This is a genomic window from Lelliottia nimipressuralis (assembly GCF_004115925.1).
In the GTDB taxonomy this organism is placed as follows: Bacteria; Pseudomonadota; Gammaproteobacteria; order Enterobacterales; family Enterobacteriaceae; genus Enterobacter; species Enterobacter nimipressuralis.
This window is the reverse complement of sequence record NZ_SDDX01000020.1, coordinates 147,538-170,569: the sequence shown is the minus strand read 5'-3', so window position 1 is coordinate 170,569 and position 23,032 is coordinate 147,538. Positions and strand designations below refer to the sequence as shown.

Below are 23,032 nucleotides of genomic sequence, written 5' to 3'. Positions count from 1 at the left end.
GGACATTATGAGCAAACTCAAACTACACGCGGTCTCCCGCGCTGATTTTATTGCTAAAAATTACGCAGATTTCCAGACATTGCTGGATAACCGCGTAAACCCGGACAGCATCCCTGAGCGTTTTTATTGTGGTGGCCGCGGCGGATGGACTTTCCAGACGACGCTGGCGCTGAAACACTATTACGGCGATGACATTGAGTGCTCGTTTGGCTCAGAGTGTCGGGCAGATGCCATCAACCTGATGCATAACGATGACTTTGGCTCACGCGTAAAACCGTGGCGCGGTGTGACCGTGGTAGCGCGTGCCGACCGTCCGCCGGTCATAGGTGCTGATGTCGTGGTGGATCAGAACCCTGAAGTCGATGGTCACAGCAATCGTATTTTCGTACCGTACTGGCCACAGCCCGGTGTAAAACCTCGCGAACGCACGGATGAAACCGTCAAAACCGTGGCCTTCTTTGGTCGCGTCGACAGTTTCCCGGAGGCATATCGCGAAGGCAATTTCAAACAGCGTCTGGCGGAACAGGGTATCGAACTGCGCATTTCATTCGATAACTGGACGAACTACCAAGATGTGGATGTGTGCATCAGTTTCCGCAAATCGCACGATCACAAACTCGCCCGCAAACCTGCCAGTAAGCTTATCAACAACTGGCTGGGTAAAACGGTCATGGTCTGTGACGACGAGCCCTCTTACCGCGCTATCCGTGAGTCTGAACTGGACTACCTGATCGCTAAAACCCCGGACGAAGCGTTCGAGGCCATTATGCGCTTAAAAAATTCTCCTGAGCTGTATCGTCAGATGCGTGAACAGGGTGATAAACGTCTGCAGGTCTATTCCCGCGAAGCGGTTGCCGCCCGCTGGTATGCCCTGTTTGAGGATATCTGGCGTAAAGGATTGCACAATCGCCCCACACTGGTTCGCGCACTGCGCTTTGGATTTGGTAAAGCCATTCGTCCGCTGACTAAAAAGTTCTGAGTTAGATTGAGTCTGAACATGTTTAAAACATCTACACAATCATCACTCACACCGCGCCGCAATCTCCTGCGCACGCTGGTGTTGACGCTGGCTTTCCTGGTGCTGTTTTCGCTTTCCGAAATCATCATTCTGTTAAAAGACCACGTTTACCAACCCAAAGCCGGGGATATCTCGCTATATCTGATCATTTCGCTGTTAGCGGCGGTGAGCGCTCGATTCTTCCTCACGCGCCTGCTGCTGGCGGTGACGTTTATCGTGCAGATCTCAGAAGCGGTCTATTACCAGTTTTACGGTCAATTCTATGGCCCAAGCGAAGTTTGGCTGGCGTTCGTTGAAACGAAAGATATCGCCAGCGGGATCACTGACAGCCTCGGCTCGCTGGGCATCTATTTTGCCATCATGATCGTGGCGGTTGTGTTTGCTCTGGTCTTTACCCGCCGGATGGCACCGCAGTGGCATAAATGGCTGGCAATGCCATGCCTGCTGGCTATCGTGGTGATGTTCGCGGGCCAGTTCTACAAAGCGATCGACGGGCAGATGTATAAATTCAACCCGGATCTCCGCCACTCTCTGCTGCGTAATGGCCTGTCTGCCATGAGCTTCAGCGCCATACGCCTGATACCGGAAGCCCTTTCCGGTGAAAACCAGAGCGTCACCCATTATGAGCCGTACCAGGTTACACCGGCAGAAGGCACCCAGGCGGGCAAATACTCCATCATTCTGGCGATTGGCGAGAGCCTGAACCCGCACCACGTTAGCGCGCTGGGTTACGAGCGTGATACCACGCCGGAACTGAAAGCGCTGATGCAGCAGTATCAGGGGTCTGGCCGTCTGATCGTCTCCAACGCCGTCTCGACGCGCGTCGCCATTCCGATGCTGGTGAATAACCTGCGCGAGCCAGATAACTACGGCGCGTATAAATCAAAATCGACTAATATCTTTGCCAATGCGAAGAAACAAGGTTATCAGACCGCATTCATCTCCGCGCAAGGTCTGGAGGGGCTGAGTAACTGGATCGGCATTCACGATATTGATCTGTGGGAAGACACGCAGATCCGCCCAGCTCCTGATGTCGGTGCAGATGTTGTGCTCACACCGTCAGTGGAAAAAGCGACGCTGGACTGGAACAAACCCTTCCTGATGGTACTTAACAGTCGCGCGCCGCATATTCCTTACGAGCGCAACATTCCTCAGGGCTTCGCCAAATTCTCTTCGCCGCGCCTGAACGATGATGTTGCGCAGAAGAAAAATGAGTACGACGACGCCGTGCGTTTGTACGATAAAGAGCTGGCCTCTGCAATTCGTACTACCATGGCGAAATCCAAACTGCCGGTGCTGGTATTTATCACCTCGGATCACGGGGAGCGCGTGGGCGATGGCGGATTATTCGGTCACTCCGTCGTTGAGATGCCGATCGCTCAGGTGCCGTTCCTCTATTTCAGTAACGACCCGGCCTATTCCATGAAGGCGATTAGCCCGCAGATCCCGCTGAACCACTTCCAGGTGGCGACGCTGATCAACAAAATGCTGGGCTACTCGGTGAGCAACCCGAATCAGAAAGACGACAGCTTCTTTATCACCGGCGGCGATATTCGCGGCCTGTCGGAGCGGGTGACCTATCATCTGAATGCGCTCCCTGAAGCAGAGCGTTAATTCGCAAGAGACAAAACGGGCAAGCAATTGCCCGTTTTTTTTTGGGAAAATGAACGTAACACAGCCAAATGCACGAGCAAAAACGCCAAAGAGATAGCTTTAAACCGCCTAAATGCTTAGAATTTGCCCGCCGAAACTAAAAAACGGATAATCGCTTGGAATTGTTGTATACCGCCCTGCTTTACCTCATTCAGCCACTGGTGTGGCTGCGACTGCTGCTTCGTAGCCGTAAGGCGCCTGCGTATCGAAAACGCTGGGCTGAACGTTATGGCTATTGCCGCAATAAAGTCGCCCCGGACGGTATTTTACTGCACTCCGTATCCGTCGGTGAGACGCTGGCGGCAATCCCGCTGGTGCGCGCCCTGCGCCACCGCTATCCGTCATTGCCTATCACCGTCACCACGATGACCCCGACCGGCTCCGAGCGCGCCATGTCGGCCTTCGGCAAAGACGTGCATCACGTCTACCTGCCGTATGATTTACCCTGCGCCATGAACCGCTTCCTCAACACCGTGCGTCCAAAGCTGGTGATCGTGATGGAAACTGAACTGTGGCCAAATATGATTTCCGCCCTGCATGCCCGTAAAATTCCGCTGGTCGTGGCGAACGCCCGTCTGTCGGAGCGTTCGGCGAAGGGCTACGGCAAGCTGGGCAGCTTTATGCGCCGCCTGCTGTCAAAAATCACGCTGATCGCCGCGCAAAACGAAGAAGATGGCGCACGCTTTATCTCCCTTGGACTGAAGCGCAATCAGCTCGCTGTCACCGGCAGCCTGAAATTTGATATTTCCGTCACGCCGGAACTCGCCGCCCGCGCAGTCACGTTACGTCGCCAGTGGGCGCCGCGTCGTCAGGTGTGGATTGCCACCAGTACTCACGACGGCGAAGAAGAGATTATCCTGCAGGCCCATCGCCAGCTGCTGGCGAAATTCCCGGACCTCCTGCTGATTCTGGTCCCTCGCCATCCGGAGCGCTTCAAAGATGCACGTGAAATGGTGCAGAAAGCAGGATTTAGCTTCACCCTGCGCAGCAGCGGTGAGATCCCGTCTGGCAGCACTCAGGTGGTGATTGGCGATACGATGGGCGAACTGATGCTGCTGTACGGAATTGCCGATCTGGCCTTCGTCGGCGGAAGCCTGGTGGAGCGCGGCGGTCACAACCCGCTGGAGCCGGCCGCACACGCGATTCCGGTGCTCATGGGCCCGCATATTTTTAACTTCAAAGATATCTGCGCTAAATTGCAGCAAGCCGACGGCTTGATTACCGTAACGGATGTGGATTCAGTCGTGAAAGAGGTTTCTACTCTGCTCACCGACGAAGATTACCGCCTGTGGTATGGCCGCCATGCCGTCGAAGTGCTGCATCAGAACCAGGGTGCCTTGACCCGTCTGCTGCAACTTCTGCAACCTTATCTGCCTCAGCGGAGCCACTAATGTCGACGCGTCTGTCGGTCGTAATGATCGCCAAAAACGCCGCTGACCTGCTTCCGGACTGCCTGGCGTCTGTCGCCTGGGCCGACGAGATTGTCATCCTCGATTCAGGCAGCGAGGACAACACCACGGAAATCGCCCGCGCCGCGGGAGCGAAAGTCTTTGTCGATACGGACTGGCAGGGTTACGGCATTCAGCGCCAGCGCGCGCAATCTTTTGCCACCGGTGACTACGTGCTGATGATCGATACCGACGAGCGCGTCACACCGGAACTTCAGCAATCCCTATTGTCTGTTCTGGCTGCGCCCCAGCCTGGCGCCGTTTACAGTATCGCCCGCCAAAACTATTTCCTTGGTCGTTTCATGCGCCACAGCGGCTGGTATCCAGACCGCGTGATGCGCCTGTATGAGCGCGAGCGCTACCATTACAACAGCAATCTGGTGCACGAATCGCTGGAGTGCGCGAGCGCAAAGGTCATCCCGCTGTCAGGCGATTTACGTCATCTCACCTGCCGGGACTTTGCCAGCTTCCAGCGCAAACAGCTCAGCTACGCAACCGCATGGGCGCATGAGCGTCATCAGCGCGGCAAGAAAGCCTCGATTGCCGGAATCTTCGCCCACACGCTGGGGGCGTTTCTCAAAACGCTGATACTGCGTGCAGGTGTGCTGGATGGTAAACAGGGCTGGCTACTGGCGGTGGTGAATGCGCAGTATACTTTCAACAAATACACCGAGCTGTGGGCTTTGAACCGCGGCTACTCAGAGAAAGTGTGAGCCATGAGCACAAAAGCGATTTATCCGGGTACCTTCGATCCGATCACTAACGGTCATCTTGATATCATCACCCGCGCCGCTAGCATGTTCGATCGGGTGATTCTGGCCATTGCCGCCAGCCCAAGTAAAAAGCCGATGTTCGACCTGAATGAACGCGTCGCGCTGGCGACTGCTGCGATTGCGCATCTGCCAAATGTGGAAGTGGTGGGTTTTAGCGATCTGATGGCGAATTTCGCCCGCGCACAGCAGGCTACTATCCTGATTCGCGGGCTTCGCGCCGTGGCCGATTTTGAATATGAAATGCAGCTGGCGCACATGAACCGTCATCTGATGCCGGAACTCGAAAGCGTGTTCCTGATGCCGTCAAAAGAGTGGTCGTTTATCTCATCGTCCCTGGTAAAAGAGGTGGCGCGCCACGGGGGCGATGTGACGCACTTCCTGCCAGCGAACGTCCATCAGGCGTTGATGGATAAGCTCAAATAATTCACTTCTGGCACTGGCGGCAGTAAAACGTCGCCCGCTGCGCATGTTTCGACGCCACTATCGGCGTGCCACACACTCTGCACGGCTCCCCTTTTCGACCATACACCTGCAGCTCCTGCGCAAAATAGCCCGGTTTACCGTCGCTTTGCAGGAAATCCTTCAGCGTGGTTCCTCCTTGCTCGATCGAGCGCAGCAGGACCGCTTTAATCACCTTCACCAGCAATGTGCACTCTTGATCGGAAAGCGAAGAGGCGAGCCGATCGGGATGGATCCCGGCAGCAAACAGGGATTCACTGGCATAAATGTTACCGACACCCACCACCAGCTTGTTATCCATCAGCCAGGGTTTAATCGGGGTTTTCTTCTTCGCGCACTTCGCCTTCAGGTAGTCGGTGTTGAAATCCGAACTGAGCGGCTCAGGGCCAAGATGGGCCAGCACGTTGTGCCCTTCCAGCTCTTTGGTCCATAGCCATGCGCCAAAGCGGCGAGGATCGGTGTAACGCAACACTTTGCCGTTGCTCATCACCAGATCGACGTGGTCGTGTTTTTCGGCGGGTAACTCTTCAGTGAGAATTCGCAGGCTCCCGGACATCCCCAGGTGGATGATGATCCAGCCATCGGGTAATTCCAGCAGCAGATACTTGGCGCGACGCTGCACGCTGAGCACAGGCTTATCACTGAGAGCGTGGATCTCATCGGAAACGGGCCAGCGCAGGCGGCCGTTACGGACGACAGCGTGAAGAATGGTTGCACCCACCAGATGAGGCTCAATTCCACGGCGGCTGGTCTCTACCTCAGGTAATTCAGGCATGTTTCCTCCAATGAGATACACAGAATGCAAAAAACCCCGCGATTGCGGGGTTTTCTTCAAAGAAAACTAAAATTATTTGATTTTAGCTTCTTTGTACAGCACGTGCTGACGGACAACTGGATCGAACTTTTTCAGTTCCAGTTTTTCCGGCTTAGTACGCTTGTTCTTCGTGGTGGTGTAGAAGTGACCTGTACCAGCAGAAGAAACCAGCTTGATTTTCTCACGAATACCTTTAGCCATGATTTATTTCCTCGTTAAGTACTTAGTACTTTTCGCCACGGGCACGCAGTTCGGACAGAACTGTATCGATGCCTTTCTTATCAATAACACGCATACCTTTAGCAGATACACGCAGGGTGACAAAACGCTTCTCGCTCTCAACCCAAAAACGGTGAGAGTGCAGGTTCGGCAGGAAACGGCGTTTAGTCGCGTTCAGTGCGTGGGAACGGTTGTTACCGGTCACCGGACGCTTGCCAGTAACTTGGCAGACTCGGGACATGTCTATTCTCCAAAAATCAAATTAGCTCGAGCTTCGTATGGGGTATCGGCGCCTCGTCAGGCTTTACAGCCCGGTCATCGCGGTTCTAAGCGAACTCTCGATTGCCAGGCCCAAATGCCAAACCCGAGATTCTCAAAGGTGGCGTAGTATACGCTGACTCGACGATGTGCTCAAGTCCCGAACAGACAAAGATCCCGATGGATCGCGCGAAATGGTCTAAATCCAACCATATTCGGCAAAAGAAACATACTCTCCCCGACCGATAACTAAATGGTCAAGCACACGAATGTCCATGAATTGACAGCATTTGATGATACGCTCAGTGATCTCTTTGTCGGCTTGACTTGGTTTAGCGCAACCCGAGGGGTGATTATGCGCGAGGATCACGGCGGCTGCATTCACTTTTATCGCTTCACGCACAATTTCTCGCGGATGCACCTCCACATGACTCAAGGTACCCGAGAATAAACGGCAATGTTTTAGCACCCGGTTTTGGTTATCGAGGAAGATCACCATAAAGATCTCGCGCTCAACATCAGAAAGCTGGCTCTGCAAAAAATCCCTCGTCATTTCAGGGCTTATCAAGGGATTATCTTCAAGCATCCGCACGCTGTGATAGCGTCTCGACAGCTCGGCAATCCCTTTTAGCTGGGCAAATTTAGCCAAGCCTATCCCTTCGACATGCTTAAATTCTGCAAGCTCGGCGTTGAGCAGGCCGTAGAGCGAGCCAAAATGCTCAAGCAGCTGCTGCGCCAGTACAAAAACACTCTTCCCGGACGTGCCGGTGCGCAAAAAGAGTGCCAGCAGCTCGGTATCCGTCAGAGACGTAATGCCGGAGTGCAGCATTTTTTCTCGCGGCAAGAGCGACAATGTGAAATCCATATCCCTTCTCCTTTTTTCTTTCATCCTGACACAGGATTCGTGGCCGCTCGACAGGCTCTTTTCGTTCTTGCGTAGCGCCTCGCAAAGGGAGGCGCGCACAAAATCACGCCACTTTTGGGATTGTGATAAAATGCCCGCTCTCTGGTGAAACCCAACAGGAAAGAATCATGATGAGCCTGGCCGGTAAAAAAATCGTTCTTGGCGTGAGCGGCGGCATTGCCGCCTATAAAGCGCCAGAACTGGTGCGCCGTTTGCGCGAGCGCGGGGCCGATGTGCGGGTCGCGATAACCGAAGGCGGCAAAGCCTTTATCACGCCCCTGAGTTTGCAGGCAGTTTCTGGATACCCGGTCTCTGACAGCCTGCTGGACCCTGCGGCAGAAGCCGCTATGGGCCATATTGAGCTTGGCAAATGGGCAGACCTGGTGATCCTCGCCCCCGCGACGGCTGATTTAATCGCCCGCGTCGCCGCCGGTATGGCAAACGATCTGGTCTCTACCATTTGCCTGGCCACACCCGCTCCCGTCGCCGTGGTTCCGGCCATGAACCAGCAGATGTATCGCAACGCCGCTACCCAGTATAATCTTGACGTGTTGGCCTCTCGCGGCCTGCTGATTTGGGGCCCGGGCAGCGGCAGTCAGGCCTGCGGTGATATCGGCCCAGGCCGTATGCTGGACCCTCTTGCTATTGTCGATATGGCGGCGGCCCATTTTGCCCCTGTCAACGACCTGCAACATCTCAACATCATGATTACGGCGGGCCCCACGCGTGAACCCCTGGACCCGGTGCGTTATATCACTAATCACAGCTCCGGTAAGATGGGCTTCGCTATCGCCGCAGCGGCGGCAAAACGCGGGGCGACGGTCACGCTGGTGAGCGGGCCGGTCTCGTTGCCCACGCCATCGTCTCTGCAGCGAATCGACGTAACCACAGCGCTGGAAATGGAAGCCGCTGTCCAGGCGCACGCGCAAAAACAGCAAATATTTATCGGCTGCGCCGCCGTTGCGGATTACCGCGCAGAAACCATTGCTGACGCAAAAATTAAAAAGCAAGGCGATGAATTAACGATAAAAATGGTGAAAAACCCGGATATCGTCGCGGGCGTTGCTGCATTAAAAACCCATCGACCTTACGTCGTTGGATTTGCCGCAGAAACGAATAATGTGGAAGAATACGCCCGGCAAAAACGTACCCGCAAAAATCTCGATTTGATTTGTGCGAATGATGTATCGCTGGCGACACAAGGATTTAATAGCGACAGCAATGCACTGCACCTTTTCTGGCAGGATGGAGAGAAAGTCTTACCGCTTGAGCGCAAGGAACTCCTGGGCCAACAATTACTGGACGAGATCGTTACCCGTTATGATGAAAAAAATCGACGTTAAGATTCTGGACCCGCGCGTTGGCCAGCAATTTCCGCTGCCAACTTACGCCACCACCGGCTCTGCTGGTCTTGACCTGCGTGCCTGTCTCGATGACGCCGTAGAGCTGGCACCGGGTGCCACTACGCTTATCCCAACCGGTCTGGCGATTCACATTGCCGACTCGTCACTGGCGGCGGTGATCCTCCCTCGCTCAGGTCTTGGTCATAAGCATGGTATCGTGCTGGGCAATCTGGTTGGGCTTATCGATTCTGACTACCAGGGTCAGCTGATGGTCTCTGTCTGGAACCGTGGCCAGGATAGCTTCACCATTGAGCCGGGCGAACGTATCGCGCAGATGGTTTTTGTGCCAGTGGTTCAGGCGGAATTTAACCTGGTGGAAGATTTTGATGCCACCGATCGCGGCGAAGGCGGCTTCGGCCACTCAGGGCGCAAATAAGCCTAACAGTACGCATCTCACAGCGTAATAACGCGATAACACACCGCAAACAACAGTTTGCGGTCGCTGTGTGGATGCCAGCCGTAAAAGCGCGTATTTTCAGGGGTATTTTGTAACATGGCAGAAAAACAAACCGCGAAAAGGAATCGTCGCGAAGAAATACTTCAATCTCTGGCTCTGATGCTTGAATCCAGCGATGGCAGCCAACGCATCACCACCGCGAAACTGGCAGCCTCTGTTGGCGTATCAGAAGCGGCGCTCTATCGTCATTTCCCCAGCAAAACGCGGATGTTTGACAGTCTGATCGAATTTATCGAAGACAGCCTCATCACCCGCATCAATCTGATTTTAAAAGACGAAAAAGACACGACCGCGCGCCTGCGTCTGATTGTGCTACTGATTTTAGGTTTTGGTGAACGCAATCCGGGTTTAACCCGCATTCTGACCGGTCATGCTCTCATGTTTGAGCAGGACAAACTTCAGGGGCGCATCAACCAGCTGTTCGAGCGCATTGAAGCGCAGCTGCGGCAGGTTTTGCGTGAAAAGAAAATGCGTGAAGGCGAAGGTTACGTTACTGACGAAACCTTGCTGGCCGGGCAACTTCTGGCTTTCTGCGAGGGGATGCTCTCCCGCTTTGTGCGCAGCGAGTTCAAATATCGCCCGACGGACGATTTCGACACTCGCTGGCCGTTAGTGGCTGCTCAACTGCAGTAAATCTTATCCGGCCTACGTGATGCGTAGGCCCGGTAAGCACAGTGCCACCGGGCAATTCACTCAAACGCCAAACGCTTCCCGATACGCCTGCACCGATGCCAGGTGATCCGCCATTTCAGGCTTCTCTTCCAGATAGGCAATCAGGTCTTTCAGCGTGATGATCGACGTCACTTTACAGTGGTAGTCGCGCTCGACTTCCTGAATCGCCGAGATCTCGCCACGGCCACGCTCCTGACGATCCAGAGAGATCAGCACGCCAGCCAGCGTTGCGCCGTTAGCCTGAATGATCTCCATGGATTCACGGATCGCGGTTCCTGCGGTGATCACGTCGTCCACCAGCATCACCCGGCCCTGCAACGCGCTGCCGACCAGGTTGCCGCCTTCACCGTGCGTTTTGGCTTCTTTACGGTTGAAGCAGTACGGCAGGTCACGATCGTGGTGTTCCGCTAACGCCACCGCCGTCGTGGTCGCAATCGGAATCCCTTTATAAGCCGGACCAAACAGCAGATCGAAATCAATCCCGGAATCCACCAGCGCTTCGGCGTAGAAACGGCCTAACAAAGCCAGATCGCGCCCGGTATTAAACAGGCCGGCATTGAAGAAATAGGGGCTTTTGCGCCCGGATTTCAGCGTAAATTCGCCGAACTTAAGAACCTGCTTGTTAAGCGCAAACTCAATAAACTGGCGCTGATAGGGTTTCATGGATTTGCTCCTCATCTTACTTATCATCATTTTGGTTTACGCTACATCATTCACGCCCTATCGGCAGCCGACAAAGAGACGGCGCTCAGGATGAAGCATAAAAAAAAGGGCGACAACGTCGCCCTTACATCAATTTTCTAACGCCGCTTTCTGCGCCGCGACAATGGATTCGATTCCCCCTCGGGCTAACGCCAGCAAGGTAAGAAGCTCTTCATGGGTGAACGGCTCGCCTTCTGCCGTGCCCTGCACCTCAATAATGCGACCGTCTTCAGTCATCACGACGTTCATGTCGGTTTCTGCGGCAGAGTCTTCAACGTACTCAAGGTCGCAAAGGGCTTCACCTTTTACAATCCCAACGGAGACAGCGGCCACCATCCCTTTCATTGGGTTGGTTTTCAGTTTACCGGCGGCAACCAGTTTGTTCAGCGCATCGGCAAGCGCCACGCAAGCGCCGGTAATGGACGCGGTACGCGTGCCGCCATCAGCCTGAATCACGTCGCAGTCCAGCGTGATGGTGAATTCGCCCAATGTTTTCAGATCCACCGCCGCACGCAGTGCGCGAGCAATCAGACGCTGAATTTCCATAGTGCGGCCACCCTGCTTCCCTTTTGCCGCTTCGCGAGCGTTACGGGTGTGGGTCGCACGAGGAAGCATGCCATATTCGGCAGTGATCCAGCCTTGGCCCTGACCTTTCAGAAAACGCGGAACGCCTTCATCGATAGAGGCGGTGCACAGCACTTTGGTGTTACCGAATTCAACAAGCACGGAGCCTTCAGCGTGTATTGTATAGTTACGGGTCAGGGTGACGGGGCGCACCTGATTGGCGCTACGGCCTGCTGGACGCATGATGATATCTCCGGCTTGAAACGAATGTGGCTGCGCATTATACGGATTAAACGCGCTTATTCCTATCCTGAGAAAGCCCCGAAAGCTATAATCCCCCCATCTCTCCTCTAAAAACGGACATGTTTATGATTCGCAGTATGACCGCCTACGCCCGGCGTGAAATCAAGGGTAGCTGGGGTAGCGCTACCTGGGAAATGCGCTCGGTAAACCAGCGCTATCTGGAAACGTATTTCCGTATGCCGGAGCAGTTTCGCAGCCTCGAGCCGGTTGTTCGCGAACGCATTCGTGCTCGCCTGACGCGCGGTAAAGTGGAATGCAACCTGCGTTTTGAACCCGACGCGAGCGCGCAAGGGGAGCTGATCCTCAATGAAAAACTGGCCAAACAGCTGGTGAATGCCGCGAACTGGGTCAAGATGCAGAGCGACGAAGGCGAAATCAATCCTGTTGATATCCTCCGCTGGCCAGGCGTGATGGCCGCAGGAGAGCAGGATCTGGATGCAATTACCACTGAAATTCTGGGTGCGCTTGATGGCGCATTAGATGATTTTATCGTCGCCCGTGAAACCGAAGGTCAGGCGCTGAAAGCGATGATTGAGCAGCGTCTGGAAGGTGTCAGCGCAGAAGTCCTGAAAGTACGCGCGCACATGCCTGAAGTCCTCCAGTGGCAGCGCGAGCGCCTGCTTGCCCGGCTCGAAGATGCAGAAGTTCAGCTGGAAAATACCCGTCTGGAGCAGGAACTGGTCCTGATGGCCCAGCGTGTTGACGTGGCCGAAGAGCTGGATCGTCTGGAAGCGCACGTCAAAGAGACCTACAACATTCTGAAGAAAAAAGAAGCCGTGGGTCGTCGTCTCGATTTCATGATGCAGGAATTCAACCGCGAGTCGAACACGTTGGCGTCCAAATCAATCAACGCCGAAGTGACCACATCTGCGATTGAACTGAAAGTGCTGATTGAGCAAATGCGCGAGCAGATTCAGAACATTGAATAATCGCCAGGGTAGCTCAACGTGAGCTACCCATTACTTTTTCTCATGCTGATAATTCCTTCTCATTCAAAAAAACCTTTCACTCTACTGATAAAATACTCAGCGATTAATTAGTTTAACTAAGCCAAATCGGCTCACTTTAGAAAATCTCAATCGTGATCTAAGCCACAAAAGGCTACTCTGCCACCAGTTTTTCTGGAGGCGATAATGCTTTTACACATTCTCTATCTGGTCGGTATCACCGCTGAAGCCATGACCGGTGCGCTGGCTGCTGGGCGCCGTCGTATGGACACCTTCGGTGTCATCATTATCGCCACCGCTACGGCACTCGGTGGAGGATCTGTCCGTGATATCTTGCTGGGACACTATCCACTCGGTTGGGTCAAACATCCTGAGTATGTGGTGATCGTAGCTGTCGCCGCGGTTCTGACGACGATTGCCGCCCCTGTGATGCCTCATCTGCGCCGTCTGTTTTTGGTACTGGACGCATTAGGGCTGATCGTGTTTTCCATTATTGGTGCGCAAATTGCGCTGGATATGGGTGAAGGTCCGATCATTGCCATCATCGCCGCTGTGGTCACGGGCGTGTTTGGCGGCGTGCTGCGCGATATGTTCTGTAAACGCATTCCGCTGGTCTTCCAGAAAGAGCTCTACGCTGGCATTTCGTTCGCCTCAGCCGTGCTGTACATTGCGCTACAACATTATGTGTCGAGCCATGATGTCGTCGTCATCGCCACCCTGCTGTTTGGTTTTACCGCGCGCATGTTGGCGTTGCGCCTAAAACTTGGGCTTCCGGTGTTTCATTACACCCATGACTCGCAATAAGTAACGTAATAGAGAGGCAACAAGTATTAATCAGCACGTTTCGTAGGCTTATATTAAATCGAAAAACGATTACAATAACCGCCTGTAACCGTCCTGGAAATATGCGTTAAGAACCGATGTCACTTGCTAAAGCCTCTGCCCTCATCCTGGATAAAAAACTCAGCAGTCATTTTTTAATCCTGTTGATGATCTCTGTATTGATACAAGTGTGGCCAGTGTACTTCACGCAGCCTGCACGCTTTGTTGTGCGCATTGCGATTTGCAATGGCCTGCTTTTACTTGGCGCGTCAGCCCTTTATCGCTACCTTCCCGGTAAAATTATTGCCTTTCTTCTTACGGCCCTCCTGACGCTTAATTTTGCGATCGCATTCAGTACCTGGAATGTTTATCAGAGCGAATTCAACACCGTTTTTGCGATGAGTATTCTGGCGACCCACGTAGCCGAAGCGAAAAGTATGTCCGGGCTGTATTTAAACAGTTTCCCTGTCATCGCGGCCTATTTTGTTATCACCTGGTATGCCATTAAGTCACTGAGCGAAAACCTGTCAGACAGGGCAAAAATCATCAGCATGGTGTTGTTGGTTGGCTATATAGGCTGGTATTCAACTGCTAACTGGTTGAAAAAACGTAAAGACCTGGAAGTTTATTACCCATTGAGTGCACGCATCCTGACGAACACGCCATTTTACACAGGCTCGGAATTTATTATTGCCCACCGAGATAGCGCACTGGCTGAAAAAATTAGCCAGAAGCAAGTGCACTATCCCGCCCTGCAGTACCATCAGACGGGTATCGAAAACTATGTGGTGATTGTTGGAGAATCTGCCCGCCGCAGTAATATGCAGCTTTATGGTTTCAACCAGGAGACCACGCCAATTGAATCAGCGTATGCAAAGAATGCTCTGATCTTTACCCATGCTATTGCTCCGGCGTCAGCCACAGTGCTGGCAGTCCCAATGATACTGAGTAAAGCCGATCCTGATAACTTTACGGTCGACAAACTCGCCGACAATATCGTCAGCATTGCCAAAAAATCTGGTTATTACACGGAATGGATCAGCGCGCAGGGCAACTCAGGAAAGAGTAATAATTATATTGTCGCGATTGCCTCTGCGAGCCATAAAGCACAGTGGATTAACACGCAATATGACACCGAACTTTTACCTGCCCTGGATGAAGCGCTGAAAAAACCGGGTAAGAAATTCATCGTATTGCATATTAATGGCAGTCATGAGATGGCGTGTGACCGCTATCCCGCGTCCGCTCAGGTACTCAATACGGGAAATAAGTACGAAGATTGCTACAACAATGCGATTCGCTTTACCGACGCATTTATTGGTGAGGTGGCAAAACGCCTGCAAAATAGCGCCTCTTCTCTTCTCTATTTCTCCGACCATGGGCTGGAAAAAAACCCACAGCTGGAATCCATTTACATGCATGGCTCACGTAATCCTAGCAAAGAGGCGTACGAAGTCCCGCAGTTTATCTGGTACAGCCAGCCCGCGCTCTCAAGCCAGCAACGTCAACTGGGTTGGGTACCAGGATACTGGTCCACTGCAAACAATTATTGGCTTATGCTGAGTTGGCTTGGCATCTCCACGGGCGCTGAGAACTGCCGTTCGGTTCTGGAAACCTGCTATCAGGAATCAACATTGCTTCCGGTAATGGACGGTGGTCGACATATCTTCGACTACGACCAGCTTCGGGATACTTTTAGCTCGCCAGACAAAAAAACACCATGGCGTAAGGCTAAGGCCGGTTCGCTCTAAAACCCCTGGATGCCTTGCGTTCGCAACCAGGCTGCCATAGCCACGATAGCTGGATCGTGAAAAAACTCGACCAGCTTTCGTGCTTTCTCCAGGCCGATACCGGGAAGCAGGCGCCAGCTCACCGCCTCTTTGTCGCGTAATTGCTGCCATGAATGTTCATTCAGCGCCTTTGCTGCAGCTTGCGGCAGCGGCACACTTAGCGCACCAATCCAACGCATAAAAGGCTGATGACGTACCCGCTCAAAACGATGCCAAAGCTGTAATCCCCGCGAAGCATTTAAGCCTGGCGTATTCTGGAGCTGCTCCTGAGTCAGCGACAGCCAGGAGAAAATATGTTCGAAATGATGAGCCTGATGTAATAGCCGCCAGCCTGACTCACCCAGTCCTTCGATATCGAGTATTTGCTTCGAACTCAGCCAGACTAACCGGGCAAAAAACTGTTCCAGACATTCTGGCGACGCGTAAAAGCAGGTCAGCGGGCTAAAATTCGGGGGCGGTGGCGTCGGTTTCACGCGGTCCACACCCCGCCACACAACCTTATCCAGCCGGGGTATGCCCTGCCCCGCCAGACTCACCAGTACCTGATCGCCAGGGGCGATATCAAGCGTCCGCCAGCGCCCTACGGAACCGAGACTCACTCGCTGTACCCGTTTGTCATCCAGTTGCACAGGTTCAAGAGAGGCGACAACAGAGATCCTGCCCGTTCGCCCAACCGCAAACTGAATGGCTTTAACCTCTGCAAGCTGTGAGACGGGCGAATACTTCCACGCAACCACCCAGTCTCCTGCTCCAGGCTGCCAGTGCTCACCCGCAGGTTCGATTGCGGAACGCACCACAATACCGTCAGTGGCAAAGGGCAAAACGGATGTCAGCCATTCGGTTTTGTTTTGCTCCACCTCTTCTACGGTTCGGACTGCGCGCGTATAACGCCCGGTCAGAGAAAACCCCGCTTTCGCCAGTTCAGCGACGCGCTGCGGCATTGAAGAGGGGCCATCGGGCCAGGCCCAGATAAAAACGCCGATTTTATCCAGCGTCGGCTTGCCACTCTGGCGCATCATCATGCCAGCGACTTTAGCGCGCGCATTCATTCCCCCTTTCTGCTGCTGGATATGCCCTTCGCTGCGTAAAAACAGTTCGCCCTGCAAAACACTGTCCGCCAACGCTCCCTGCAGAGTTAACGGAATCGCCGGTATTTTTTGCACCTGCGCCGTCCAGTCCTCTCCTTTCATTCCGTCGCCACGACTAATGGCCTGCACTAACTTGCCCTTGCGATAGACCAGCGTCACCGCCACGCCGTCCACTTTCGGCTGTACCCACAGATCGTGGTGCGTTTTCATCCACTGGCGTAACTCATTTATGCCCACAACCTTATGTACACCCGTATGCGCAATAGGGTGCTTCACCATCCCATTGGCAGGTGGGATATCATCGGAAGTGGGTTCGTTGTTGAAGCAAAAGCGCCATTGCGCGAGCCGCGCACTAAGCTGATCGTAAACCTCATCGCTGACCTCGCTTTTCCCCTCCTGCCAGTACGCCTCACTCCAGCGGGCAATCTGCGCACTCAGTTTTGCCATTTCCTGATCTGCTTTAGCCTGCGACCAGGCGGGGCAAACCGCCATCACGTAGCCATTCCACAGCATCAACACCAATCCAGCCCATTTCCACATCGTGATACCTCCCTATTTTGCGAAAGGTATAACCCTGCTGTTTTAACCTGGCTATCGGCAAAACCACGATTTACGAGCCTGCTTCCGCGTTATGTTCTGGTTGCAGCAAACGGCGGGTAAAACCGGAAAACGGTACGCAAAAATCAACAATCCCGAGGAAAAAGTGTGACAAAGACTACGTCACAGAGCAGTGACGTGTATAATAAGCCCGTATGTAGGACTTCTTCGCTAACACATACAAAAGACTCTCATGGCTCAAGGCACGCTTTATATTGTTTCTGCCCCTAGTGGCGCGGGTAAATCCAGCCTGATTCAGGCTCTGTTAAAAACCCAACCGTTGTACGATACGCAAGTTTCGGTTTCTCACACCACGCGGGCACCGCGCCCGGGTGAAGTACACGGTGAACACTATTTCTTTGTGAATCACGATGAATTCAGAACGATGATTGGCAGAGACGCGTTCCTTGAACACGCTGAAGTATTCGGAAATTTCTACGGGACATCCCGTGAAACCATCGAGCAGGTTCTGGCAACCGGCGTCAATGTGTTCCTGGATATCGACTGGCAGGGCGCACAGCAGATTCGTGCGAAGATGCCGCAAGCGCGGAGCATCTTTATTCTGCCGCCGTCGAAGGATGAGCTTGACCGTCGCCTGCGTGGCCGCGGCCAGGACAGCGAAGAAGTTATCGCAAAACGTATGGCGCAGGCAGTTGCAGAAATGAGCCATTACGCCGAATATGATTATCTTATTGTGAATGATGATTTTGATACTGCCCTGGGCGATCTGAAAACCATTATTCGCGCAGAACGTCTGCGTATGAGCCGCCAGAAGCAGCGACATGACGCATTAATCACCAAACTGTTGGCAGACTGAACCCACATTCAGTATCATGCCCAGTCATTTCTTCATCTGTGGAGCATTTTAAGTATGGCACGCGTAACTGTTCAGGACGCTGTAGAGAAAATTGGTAACCGTTTTGACCTGGTACTGGTGGCCGCGCGTCGCGCTCGTCAGATGCAGTCCGGCGGCAAAGATCCACTGGTACCAGAAGAAAACGATAAAACCACCGTGATCGCACTGCGCGAAATCGAAGAAGGTCTGATCAACAACCAGATCCTCGACGTACGTGAGCGCCAGGAGCAGCAAGAGCAGGAAGCCGCAGAACTGCAGGCCGTAACCGCCATTGCTGAAGGCCGTCGTTAATTAAACCTGCGGGTCGCCCTTGTATCTGTTTGAAAGCCTGAATCAACTGATTCAAACCTACCTGCCTGAAGACCAGATTAAGCGTCTTCAGCAGGCGTATCTCGTTGCACGTGACGCTCACGAGGGCCAAACACGTTCAAGCGGTGAACCCTATATCACGCACCCGGTAGCGGTGGCCTGTATTCTGGCCGAGATGAAACTCGACTATGAAACGCTGATGGCCGCGCTGCTGCATGACGTGATCGAAGATACCCCCGCCACCTACCAGGATATGGAACATCTGTTTGGTAAAAGCGTTGCCGAACTGGTGGAAGGGGTCTCTAAGCTTGATAAGCTGAAATTCCGCGATAAGAAAGAGGCGCAAGCCGAAAACTTTCGCAAGATGATTATGGCGATGGTGCAGGATATCCGCGTCATTCTCATCAAACTCGCTGACCGTACTCACAATATGCGCACGCTGGGCTCATTACGCCCCGATAAACGTCGCCGCATCGCCCGTGAAACCCTCGAAATTTATAGCCCGCTGGCGCACCGTTTAGGTATCCATCACATTAAAACCGAGCTTGAAGAGCTGGGTTTTGAAGCGCTGTACCCGAACCGCTATCGCGTGATTAAAGAGGTGGTAAAAGCGCGCGCGGCAACCGTAAAGAGATGATTCAGAAGATCCTCTCTGAAATCGAAGGGCGTTTGCAGGAAGCGGGAATTCCGTGTCGCGTCAGCGGTCGCGAAAAGCACTTGTACTCCATCTACTGCAAAATGGTGCTGAAAGAGCAGCGTTTTCACTCGATCATGGACATCTACGCGTTCCGCGTCATCGTCCATGATTCTGACACCTGCTACCGCGTACTCGGTCAGATGCACAGCCTGTACAAACCGCGTCCGGGGCGCGTTAAAGACTATATTGCCATTCCAAAAGCGAACGGCTATCAATCTTTGCACACCTCGATGATCGGGCCGCACGGCGTACCTGTTGAGGTACAAATCCGTACCGAAGACATGGACCAGATGGCGGAAATGGGTGTTGCTGCGCACTGGGCTTATAAAGAGCACGGTGAAACCAGTACCACCGCGCAAATCCGCGCCCAGCGCTGGATGCAAAGCCTGCTTGAACTTCAGCAGAGCGCCGGTAGTTCGTTTGAATTTATCGAGAGCGTTAAATCCGATCTCTTCCCGGATGAGATTTACGTTTTCACGCCAGAAGGGCGCATTGTCGAGCTGCCTGCTGGCGCAACGCCGGTCGACTTCGCTTATGCGGTACATACCGATATCGGTCATGCCTGCGTGGGCGCACGTGTCGACAGACAGCCGTATCCACTGTCTCAGCCGCTCACCAGCGGCCAGACGGTCGAAATTATTACTGCACCGGGCGCTCGCCCAAATGCCGCCTGGCTTAACTTCGTCGTCAGTTCGAAAGCACGCGCGAAGATCCGTCAGCTGCTGAAAAACCTCAAACGTGACGACTCCGTTAGCCTGGGCCGTCGCCTGCTCAACCATGCGTTGGGTGGCAGCCGCAAGCTGGCCGAAATTCCGCCAGAGAACATTCAACGAGAGCTGGAGCGCATGAAGCTCGCCTCACTTGACGATCTGCTGGCAGAAATCGGCCTGGGTAATGCAATGAGCGTCGTCGTGGCGAAGAACCTCCAGCAGGGCGAAGCCTCCGCTGTGCAGCCGACCACGCAGGGGCACGGTCATCTGCCGATCAAAGGTGCGGATGGGGTGCTTATCACCTTCGCTAAATGCTGCCGACCGATTCCTGGCGACCCAATCATCGCCCACGTCAGCCCAGGTAAAGGTCTGGTTATCCATCACGAGTCCTGCCGTAACATCCGTGGCTATCAAAAAGAGCCAGAGAAGTTCATGGCCGTTGAGTGGGATAAAGAGACCGAGCAGGAATTTATCACCGAAATTAAGGTCGATATGTTCAACCACCAGGGCGCGCTGGCAAACCTGACGGCGGCGATAAACACGGCATCTTCCAACATTCAAAGCCTGAATACGGAAGAAAAAGATGGCCGCGTTTACAGCGCCTTTATTCGTCTGACCGCGCGCGATCGTGTGCATCTGGCGAATATCATGCGCAAAATCCGCGTGATGCCGGACGTCATTAAAGTCACCCGAAACCGAAACTAGGCTAATGAATTCAGAACGTTATGCACGTATCTGTGAGATGCTCGCCAGACGCCAGCCCGATCTGACGGTCTGCATGGAGCAGGTCCATAAACCTCATAACGTCTCCGCCATCGTCCGCACCGCGGACGCCGTTGGCGTGCATGAAGTTCACGCAGTCTGGCCGGGTAAAAATATGCGCACCATGGCCTCCAGCGCGGCAGGCAGCAACAGCTGGGTGACGGTAAAAACCCACCCCACGATTGCGGATGCTGTCACGCAGCTGAAAAGCAGCGGGATGCAAATCCTGGCGACCCACCTTTCCGATAAAGCCGTCGATTTTCGCGACATTGATTACACCCGCCCGACCTGCATTCTGATGGGTCAGGAGAAAACCGGGATCACGCAGGAAGCGTTAGATCTGGCGGATCAGGACATCATCATCCCGATGATTGGCATGGTGCAGTCGCTGAATGTCTCTGTCGCCTCTGCGCTGATTCTGTATGAAGCCCAGCGCCAGCGTCAGAACGCCGGGATGTACGAACGCGAAAACAGCATGCTTCCAGAAGTTGAACAGCAGCGTCTGCTGTTTGAAGGCGGCTATCCGGTGCTGGCTCGCGTGGCTAAACAGAAGCAATTACCTTATCCCCACGTCAATGCGCAGGGCGAAATCGAAGCCGATGCCGCGTGGTGGTCCACCATGCAGTTTGCAGGCTAAATCATGAACGGCCACCTGCTTGATGCCGTTCCGCTCAGCTCATTAACGGGCGTAGGTGCGGCGCAAAGCAACAAGCTGGCTAAAATTGGCCTGCACACTGTACAAGATTTACTCCTGCACCTTCCTTTGCGTTACGAAGATCGCACCCAGCTTTACGCGATTGGCGATCTGCTGCCCGGAATCTACGCCACCGTGGAAGGCGAAGTCCTGAACAGCACTATTACCTTTGGCGGCCGTCGCATGATGACCTGTCAGATCAGCGACGGCTCCGGCATTCTCACCATGCGTTTTTTCAATTTCAGTGCTGCGATGAAAAACAGCCTGGCCGCCGGACGACGGGTTCTGGCCTATGGCGAAGCCAAACGCGGGAAATATGGCGCGGAGATGATCCACCCGGAGTACCGTGTACAAGGCGATCTGAGTACGCCTGAACTCCAGGAGACGCTGACGCCGGTGTACCCCACTACCGAAGGTATCAAGCAGGCGACGCTGCGAAAACTGACGGATCAGGCGCTTGAGTTGCTTGATACCTGCGCCATCGCCGAACTGCTGCCGCCTGAGCTGGCACAGGGCATGATGAGCCTGCCGGAAGCCATTCGCACCCTGCACCGTCCACCGCCGTCTTTACAGCTGAGCGAGTTAGAAAACGGGCAACATCCGGCGCAGCGGCGGCTTATCCTTGAAGAATTACTGGCACATAACCTGAGCATGTTGGCTCTTCGCGCGGGTGCACAGCGTTTTCACGCACAACCTCTGCCTGCCCGTGATGATTTAAAAGATAAGCTGCTGGCCTCACTGCCCTTTAAACCGACGACTGCCCAGGCACGCGTGACTGCCGAGATCGAACGCGATATGGCGCTCGATATTCCGATGATGCGTCTGGTACAGGGTGACGTAGGCTCCGGTAAAACGCTGGTCGCCGCCCTTGCGGCCCTGCGCGCTATCGCGCACGGCAAACAGGTGGCGCTGATGGCCCCAACCGAACTGCTCGCCGAGCAGCACGCCAATAACTTCCGCAGCTGGTTTGCGCCGCTGGGCGTGGAAGTGGGCTGGCTTGCCGGCAAGCAAAAAGGCAAAGCACGTCTCGCGCAACAGGAAGCCATCGCCAGCGGTCAGGTACAGATGATTGTCGGTACCCACGCCATTTTTCAGGAGCAGGTGCAGTTTAACGGCCTTGCCCTGGTGATCATCGATGAGCAACATCGCTTTGGCGTACATCAGCGGCTGGCCTTGTGGGAAAAAGGGCTGCAGCAGGGCTTCCACCCGCATCAGTTGATCATGACCGCCACGCCTATCCCGCGCACCCTGGCGATGACCGCCTATGCCGATCTGGATACCTCGACGATCGATGAACTGCCACCCGGCCGAACGCCGGTCACCACCGTGGCCATTCCGGATACGCGCCGCAGCGAGATCATCGATCGCGTGCGCAACGCCTGCACTCACGAAGGCCGTCAGGCGTACTGGGTTTGTACATTGATTGAAGAGTCCGACCTGCTGGAAGCGCAGGCCGCAGAAGCGACGTGGGAAGAGCTAAAACTGGCGCTGCCCGAGCTGAATATCGGGCTGGTGCATGGCCGCATGAAACCCGCTGAAAAACAGGCCGTAATGCACTCATTCAAACAGGGCGAGCTGCATTTACTGATTGCCACAACGGTTATCGAAGTGGGCGTGGATGTGCCGAATGCCAGCCTGATGATTATCGAAAACCCGGAGCGGCTGGGCCTTGCGCAACTTCACCAGCTGCGGGGACGCGTTGGCCGTGGTGCGGTGGCTTCCCACTGCGTCCTGCTCTTCAAATCCCCGCTTTCTAAAACGGCACAAATGCGACTCCAGGTGCTGCGCGACAGCAATGACGGCTTTGTGATTGCGCAAAAGGATCTCGAGATCCGCGGCCCCGGCGAACTGCTGGGCACACGCCAGACCGGTAACGCCGAATTCAAAGTGGCCGATCTGCTTCGTGACCAGTCGATGATTCCGGAAGTCCAGCGCCTTGCCCGCCACATTCATGAGCGTTATCCCGTCCAGGCCGCCGGGCTTATTCAAAGGTGGATGCCAGAAACCGAGCGCTATTCCAACGCCTGATCACTGTGCTCAGCCCTGTTTTAATAAATTTATAAATGCAATCGTTTGCTTTTACCATCCGGTCAGCTAAAATGCCCGCTTTTCA

The 23,032-nt window shown here is 54.1% G+C and carries 22 protein-coding genes and 1 pseudogene; 16 read left to right on the top strand and 7 right to left on the bottom strand.

Annotation, left to right across the window (positions count from 1 at the left end; genetic code table 11):
* Positions 1–7: 7 nt before the first annotated feature.
* The 5 genes from ETG88_RS16795 to coaD all read left to right on the top strand — a co-directional run bounded on the left by ETG88_RS16795 (position 8) and on the right by coaD (position 5,315).
* Positions 8–979 carry a glycosyltransferase gene (locus ETG88_RS16795; RefSeq protein WP_100778193.1) on the top strand — a complete coding sequence of 324 codons (972 nt, stop codon included), beginning with the start codon at positions 8–10 and terminating at the stop codon, positions 977–979.
* Positions 980–997: 18 nt separating this feature from the next.
* Positions 998–2,632 carry a sulfatase-like hydrolase/transferase gene (locus ETG88_RS16790; RefSeq protein ID WP_129035854.1) on the top strand — a complete coding sequence of 545 codons (1,635 nt, stop codon included), beginning with the start codon at positions 998–1,000 and terminating at the stop codon, positions 2,630–2,632.
* 155 nt (positions 2,633–2,787) lie between these two features.
* Entirely contained in the window at positions 2,788–4,062 is a 1,275-nt protein-coding gene (waaA, locus tag ETG88_RS16785) for a lipid IV(A) 3-deoxy-D-manno-octulosonic acid transferase (RefSeq protein ID WP_100778195.1), read from the top strand.
* On the top strand, positions 4,062–4,832 hold the full coding sequence (locus ETG88_RS16780) for a glycosyltransferase family 2 protein (RefSeq protein WP_129035852.1): 771 nt from the start codon (positions 4,062–4,064) through the stop codon (positions 4,830–4,832). The genes waaA and ETG88_RS16780 overlap by 1 nt, the downstream gene beginning before the upstream one ends.
* A 3-nt stretch (positions 4,833–4,835) precedes the next feature.
* A complete protein-coding gene (gene coaD / locus ETG88_RS16775; RefSeq protein ID WP_102105070.1) occupies positions 4,836–5,315 on the top strand; it encodes a pantetheine-phosphate adenylyltransferase in 480 nt (159 codons plus the stop codon).
* A gap of 1 nt (position 5,316) precedes the next feature.
* Here the strand turns inward: coaD and mutM are convergent, their stop codons facing one another.
* From mutM to radC, 4 genes are all read right to left on the bottom strand, one after another.
* Entirely contained in the window at positions 5,317–6,126 is an 810-nt protein-coding gene (gene mutM / locus ETG88_RS16770; RefSeq protein ID WP_129035850.1) for a bifunctional DNA-formamidopyrimidine glycosylase/DNA-(apurinic or apyrimidinic site) lyase, read from the bottom strand.
* A gap of 72 nt (positions 6,127–6,198) precedes the next feature.
* On the bottom strand, positions 6,199–6,366 hold the full coding sequence (rpmG, locus tag ETG88_RS16765) for a 50S ribosomal protein L33 (RefSeq protein WP_003024094.1): 168 nt from the start codon (positions 6,364–6,366) through the stop codon (positions 6,199–6,201).
* A gap of 22 nt (positions 6,367–6,388) precedes the next feature.
* Positions 6,389–6,625 (bottom strand): 50S ribosomal protein L28, encoded by a 237-nt coding sequence (gene rpmB, locus ETG88_RS16760; RefSeq protein ID WP_002436699.1) that lies wholly within the window; start codon positions 6,623–6,625, stop codon positions 6,389–6,391.
* A 216-nt stretch (positions 6,626–6,841) separates the two neighbouring features.
* Positions 6,842–7,507 (bottom strand): RadC family protein, encoded by a 666-nt coding sequence (gene radC, locus ETG88_RS16755; RefSeq protein WP_129035848.1) that lies wholly within the window; start codon positions 7,505–7,507, stop codon positions 6,842–6,844.
* A gap of 170 nt (positions 7,508–7,677) precedes the next feature.
* Here radC and coaBC point away from each other — a divergent pair, with 170 nt between their 5' ends.
* The 3 genes from coaBC (at position 7,678) to slmA (ending at position 10,039) form a co-directional block, all read left to right on the top strand.
* Positions 7,678–8,889 carry a bifunctional phosphopantothenoylcysteine decarboxylase/phosphopantothenate--cysteine ligase CoaBC gene (gene coaBC, locus ETG88_RS16750; RefSeq protein ID WP_129035931.1) on the top strand — a complete coding sequence of 404 codons (1,212 nt, stop codon included), beginning with the start codon at positions 7,678–7,680 and terminating at the stop codon, positions 8,887–8,889.
* The gene (dut, locus tag ETG88_RS16745) at positions 8,867–9,325 is read left to right on the top strand and encodes a dUTP diphosphatase (protein WP_164971809.1); all 459 of its coding nucleotides are present in this window, start codon (positions 8,867–8,869) and stop codon (positions 9,323–9,325) included. The genes coaBC and dut overlap by 23 nt, the downstream gene beginning before the upstream one ends.
* Before the next feature lie 117 nt (positions 9,326–9,442).
* The gene (gene slmA, locus ETG88_RS16740; RefSeq protein WP_100778201.1) at positions 9,443–10,039 is read left to right on the top strand and encodes a nucleoid occlusion factor SlmA; all 597 of its coding nucleotides are present in this window, start codon (positions 9,443–9,445) and stop codon (positions 10,037–10,039) included.
* Between the two features lie 60 nt (positions 10,040–10,099).
* Here the strand turns inward: slmA and pyrE are convergent, their stop codons facing one another.
* A complete protein-coding gene (pyrE, locus tag ETG88_RS16735; protein ID WP_129035847.1) occupies positions 10,100–10,741 on the bottom strand; it encodes an orotate phosphoribosyltransferase in 642 nt (213 codons plus the stop codon).
* Between the two features lie 129 nt (positions 10,742–10,870).
* Entirely contained in the window at positions 10,871–11,587 is a 717-nt protein-coding gene (gene rph, locus ETG88_RS16730; RefSeq protein WP_100778203.1) for a ribonuclease PH, read from the bottom strand.
* A gap of 125 nt (positions 11,588–11,712) precedes the next feature.
* Here rph and ETG88_RS16725 point away from each other — a divergent pair, with 125 nt between their 5' ends.
* The 3 genes from ETG88_RS16725 (at position 11,713) to ETG88_RS16715 (ending at position 15,167) form a co-directional block, all read left to right on the top strand.
* Positions 11,713–12,576: a YicC/YloC family endoribonuclease gene (locus ETG88_RS16725; RefSeq protein ID WP_102105075.1), complete on the top strand. Its 864-nt coding sequence runs from the start codon at positions 11,713–11,715 to the stop codon at positions 12,574–12,576.
* A 204-nt stretch (positions 12,577–12,780) separates the two neighbouring features.
* Positions 12,781–13,398, top strand: a complete 618-nt coding sequence (locus ETG88_RS16720; RefSeq protein WP_129035846.1) for a trimeric intracellular cation channel family protein — start codon at positions 12,781–12,783, stop codon at positions 13,396–13,398.
* A gap of 116 nt (positions 13,399–13,514) precedes the next feature.
* Positions 13,515–15,167: a phosphoethanolamine transferase gene (locus tag ETG88_RS16715; RefSeq protein ID WP_129035845.1), complete on the top strand. Its 1,653-nt coding sequence runs from the start codon at positions 13,515–13,517 to the stop codon at positions 15,165–15,167.
* On the opposite strand, the gene ligB is transcribed toward ETG88_RS16715, so the two are convergent.
* Positions 15,164–16,834 carry an NAD-dependent DNA ligase LigB gene (gene ligB, locus ETG88_RS16710; RefSeq protein ID WP_129035844.1) on the bottom strand — a complete coding sequence of 557 codons (1,671 nt, stop codon included), beginning with the start codon at positions 16,832–16,834 and terminating at the stop codon, positions 15,164–15,166. The two genes, ETG88_RS16715 and ligB, sit on opposite strands and share 4 nt — an antisense overlap.
* A 250-nt stretch (positions 16,835–17,084) precedes the next feature.
* Between ligB and gmk the strand changes: the two genes are divergently transcribed.
* The 5 genes and pseudogenes from gmk (at position 17,085) to recG (ending at position 22,947) form a co-directional block, all read left to right on the top strand.
* Entirely contained in the window at positions 17,085–17,708 is a 624-nt protein-coding gene (gene gmk / locus ETG88_RS16705) for a guanylate kinase (protein WP_100778209.1), read from the top strand.
* 54 nt (positions 17,709–17,762) lie between these two features.
* Positions 17,763–18,038 (top strand): DNA-directed RNA polymerase subunit omega, encoded by a 276-nt coding sequence (rpoZ, locus tag ETG88_RS16700; protein ID WP_032615688.1) that lies wholly within the window; start codon positions 17,763–17,765, stop codon positions 18,036–18,038.
* Between the two features lie 19 nt (positions 18,039–18,057).
* Positions 18,058–20,168 (top strand): annotated as a pseudogene (spoT, locus tag ETG88_RS16695) (bifunctional GTP diphosphokinase/guanosine-3',5'-bis pyrophosphate 3'-pyrophosphohydrolase).
* Between the two features lie 4 nt (positions 20,169–20,172).
* Positions 20,173–20,862, top strand: a complete 690-nt coding sequence (trmH, locus tag ETG88_RS16690; RefSeq protein WP_102105079.1) for a tRNA (guanosine(18)-2'-O)-methyltransferase TrmH — start codon at positions 20,173–20,175, stop codon at positions 20,860–20,862.
* Positions 20,863–20,865: 3 nt separating this feature from the next.
* Positions 20,866–22,947: an ATP-dependent DNA helicase RecG gene (gene recG / locus ETG88_RS16685; protein WP_129035843.1), complete on the top strand. Its 2,082-nt coding sequence runs from the start codon at positions 20,866–20,868 to the stop codon at positions 22,945–22,947.
* Positions 22,948–23,032: the final 85 nt, after the last annotated feature.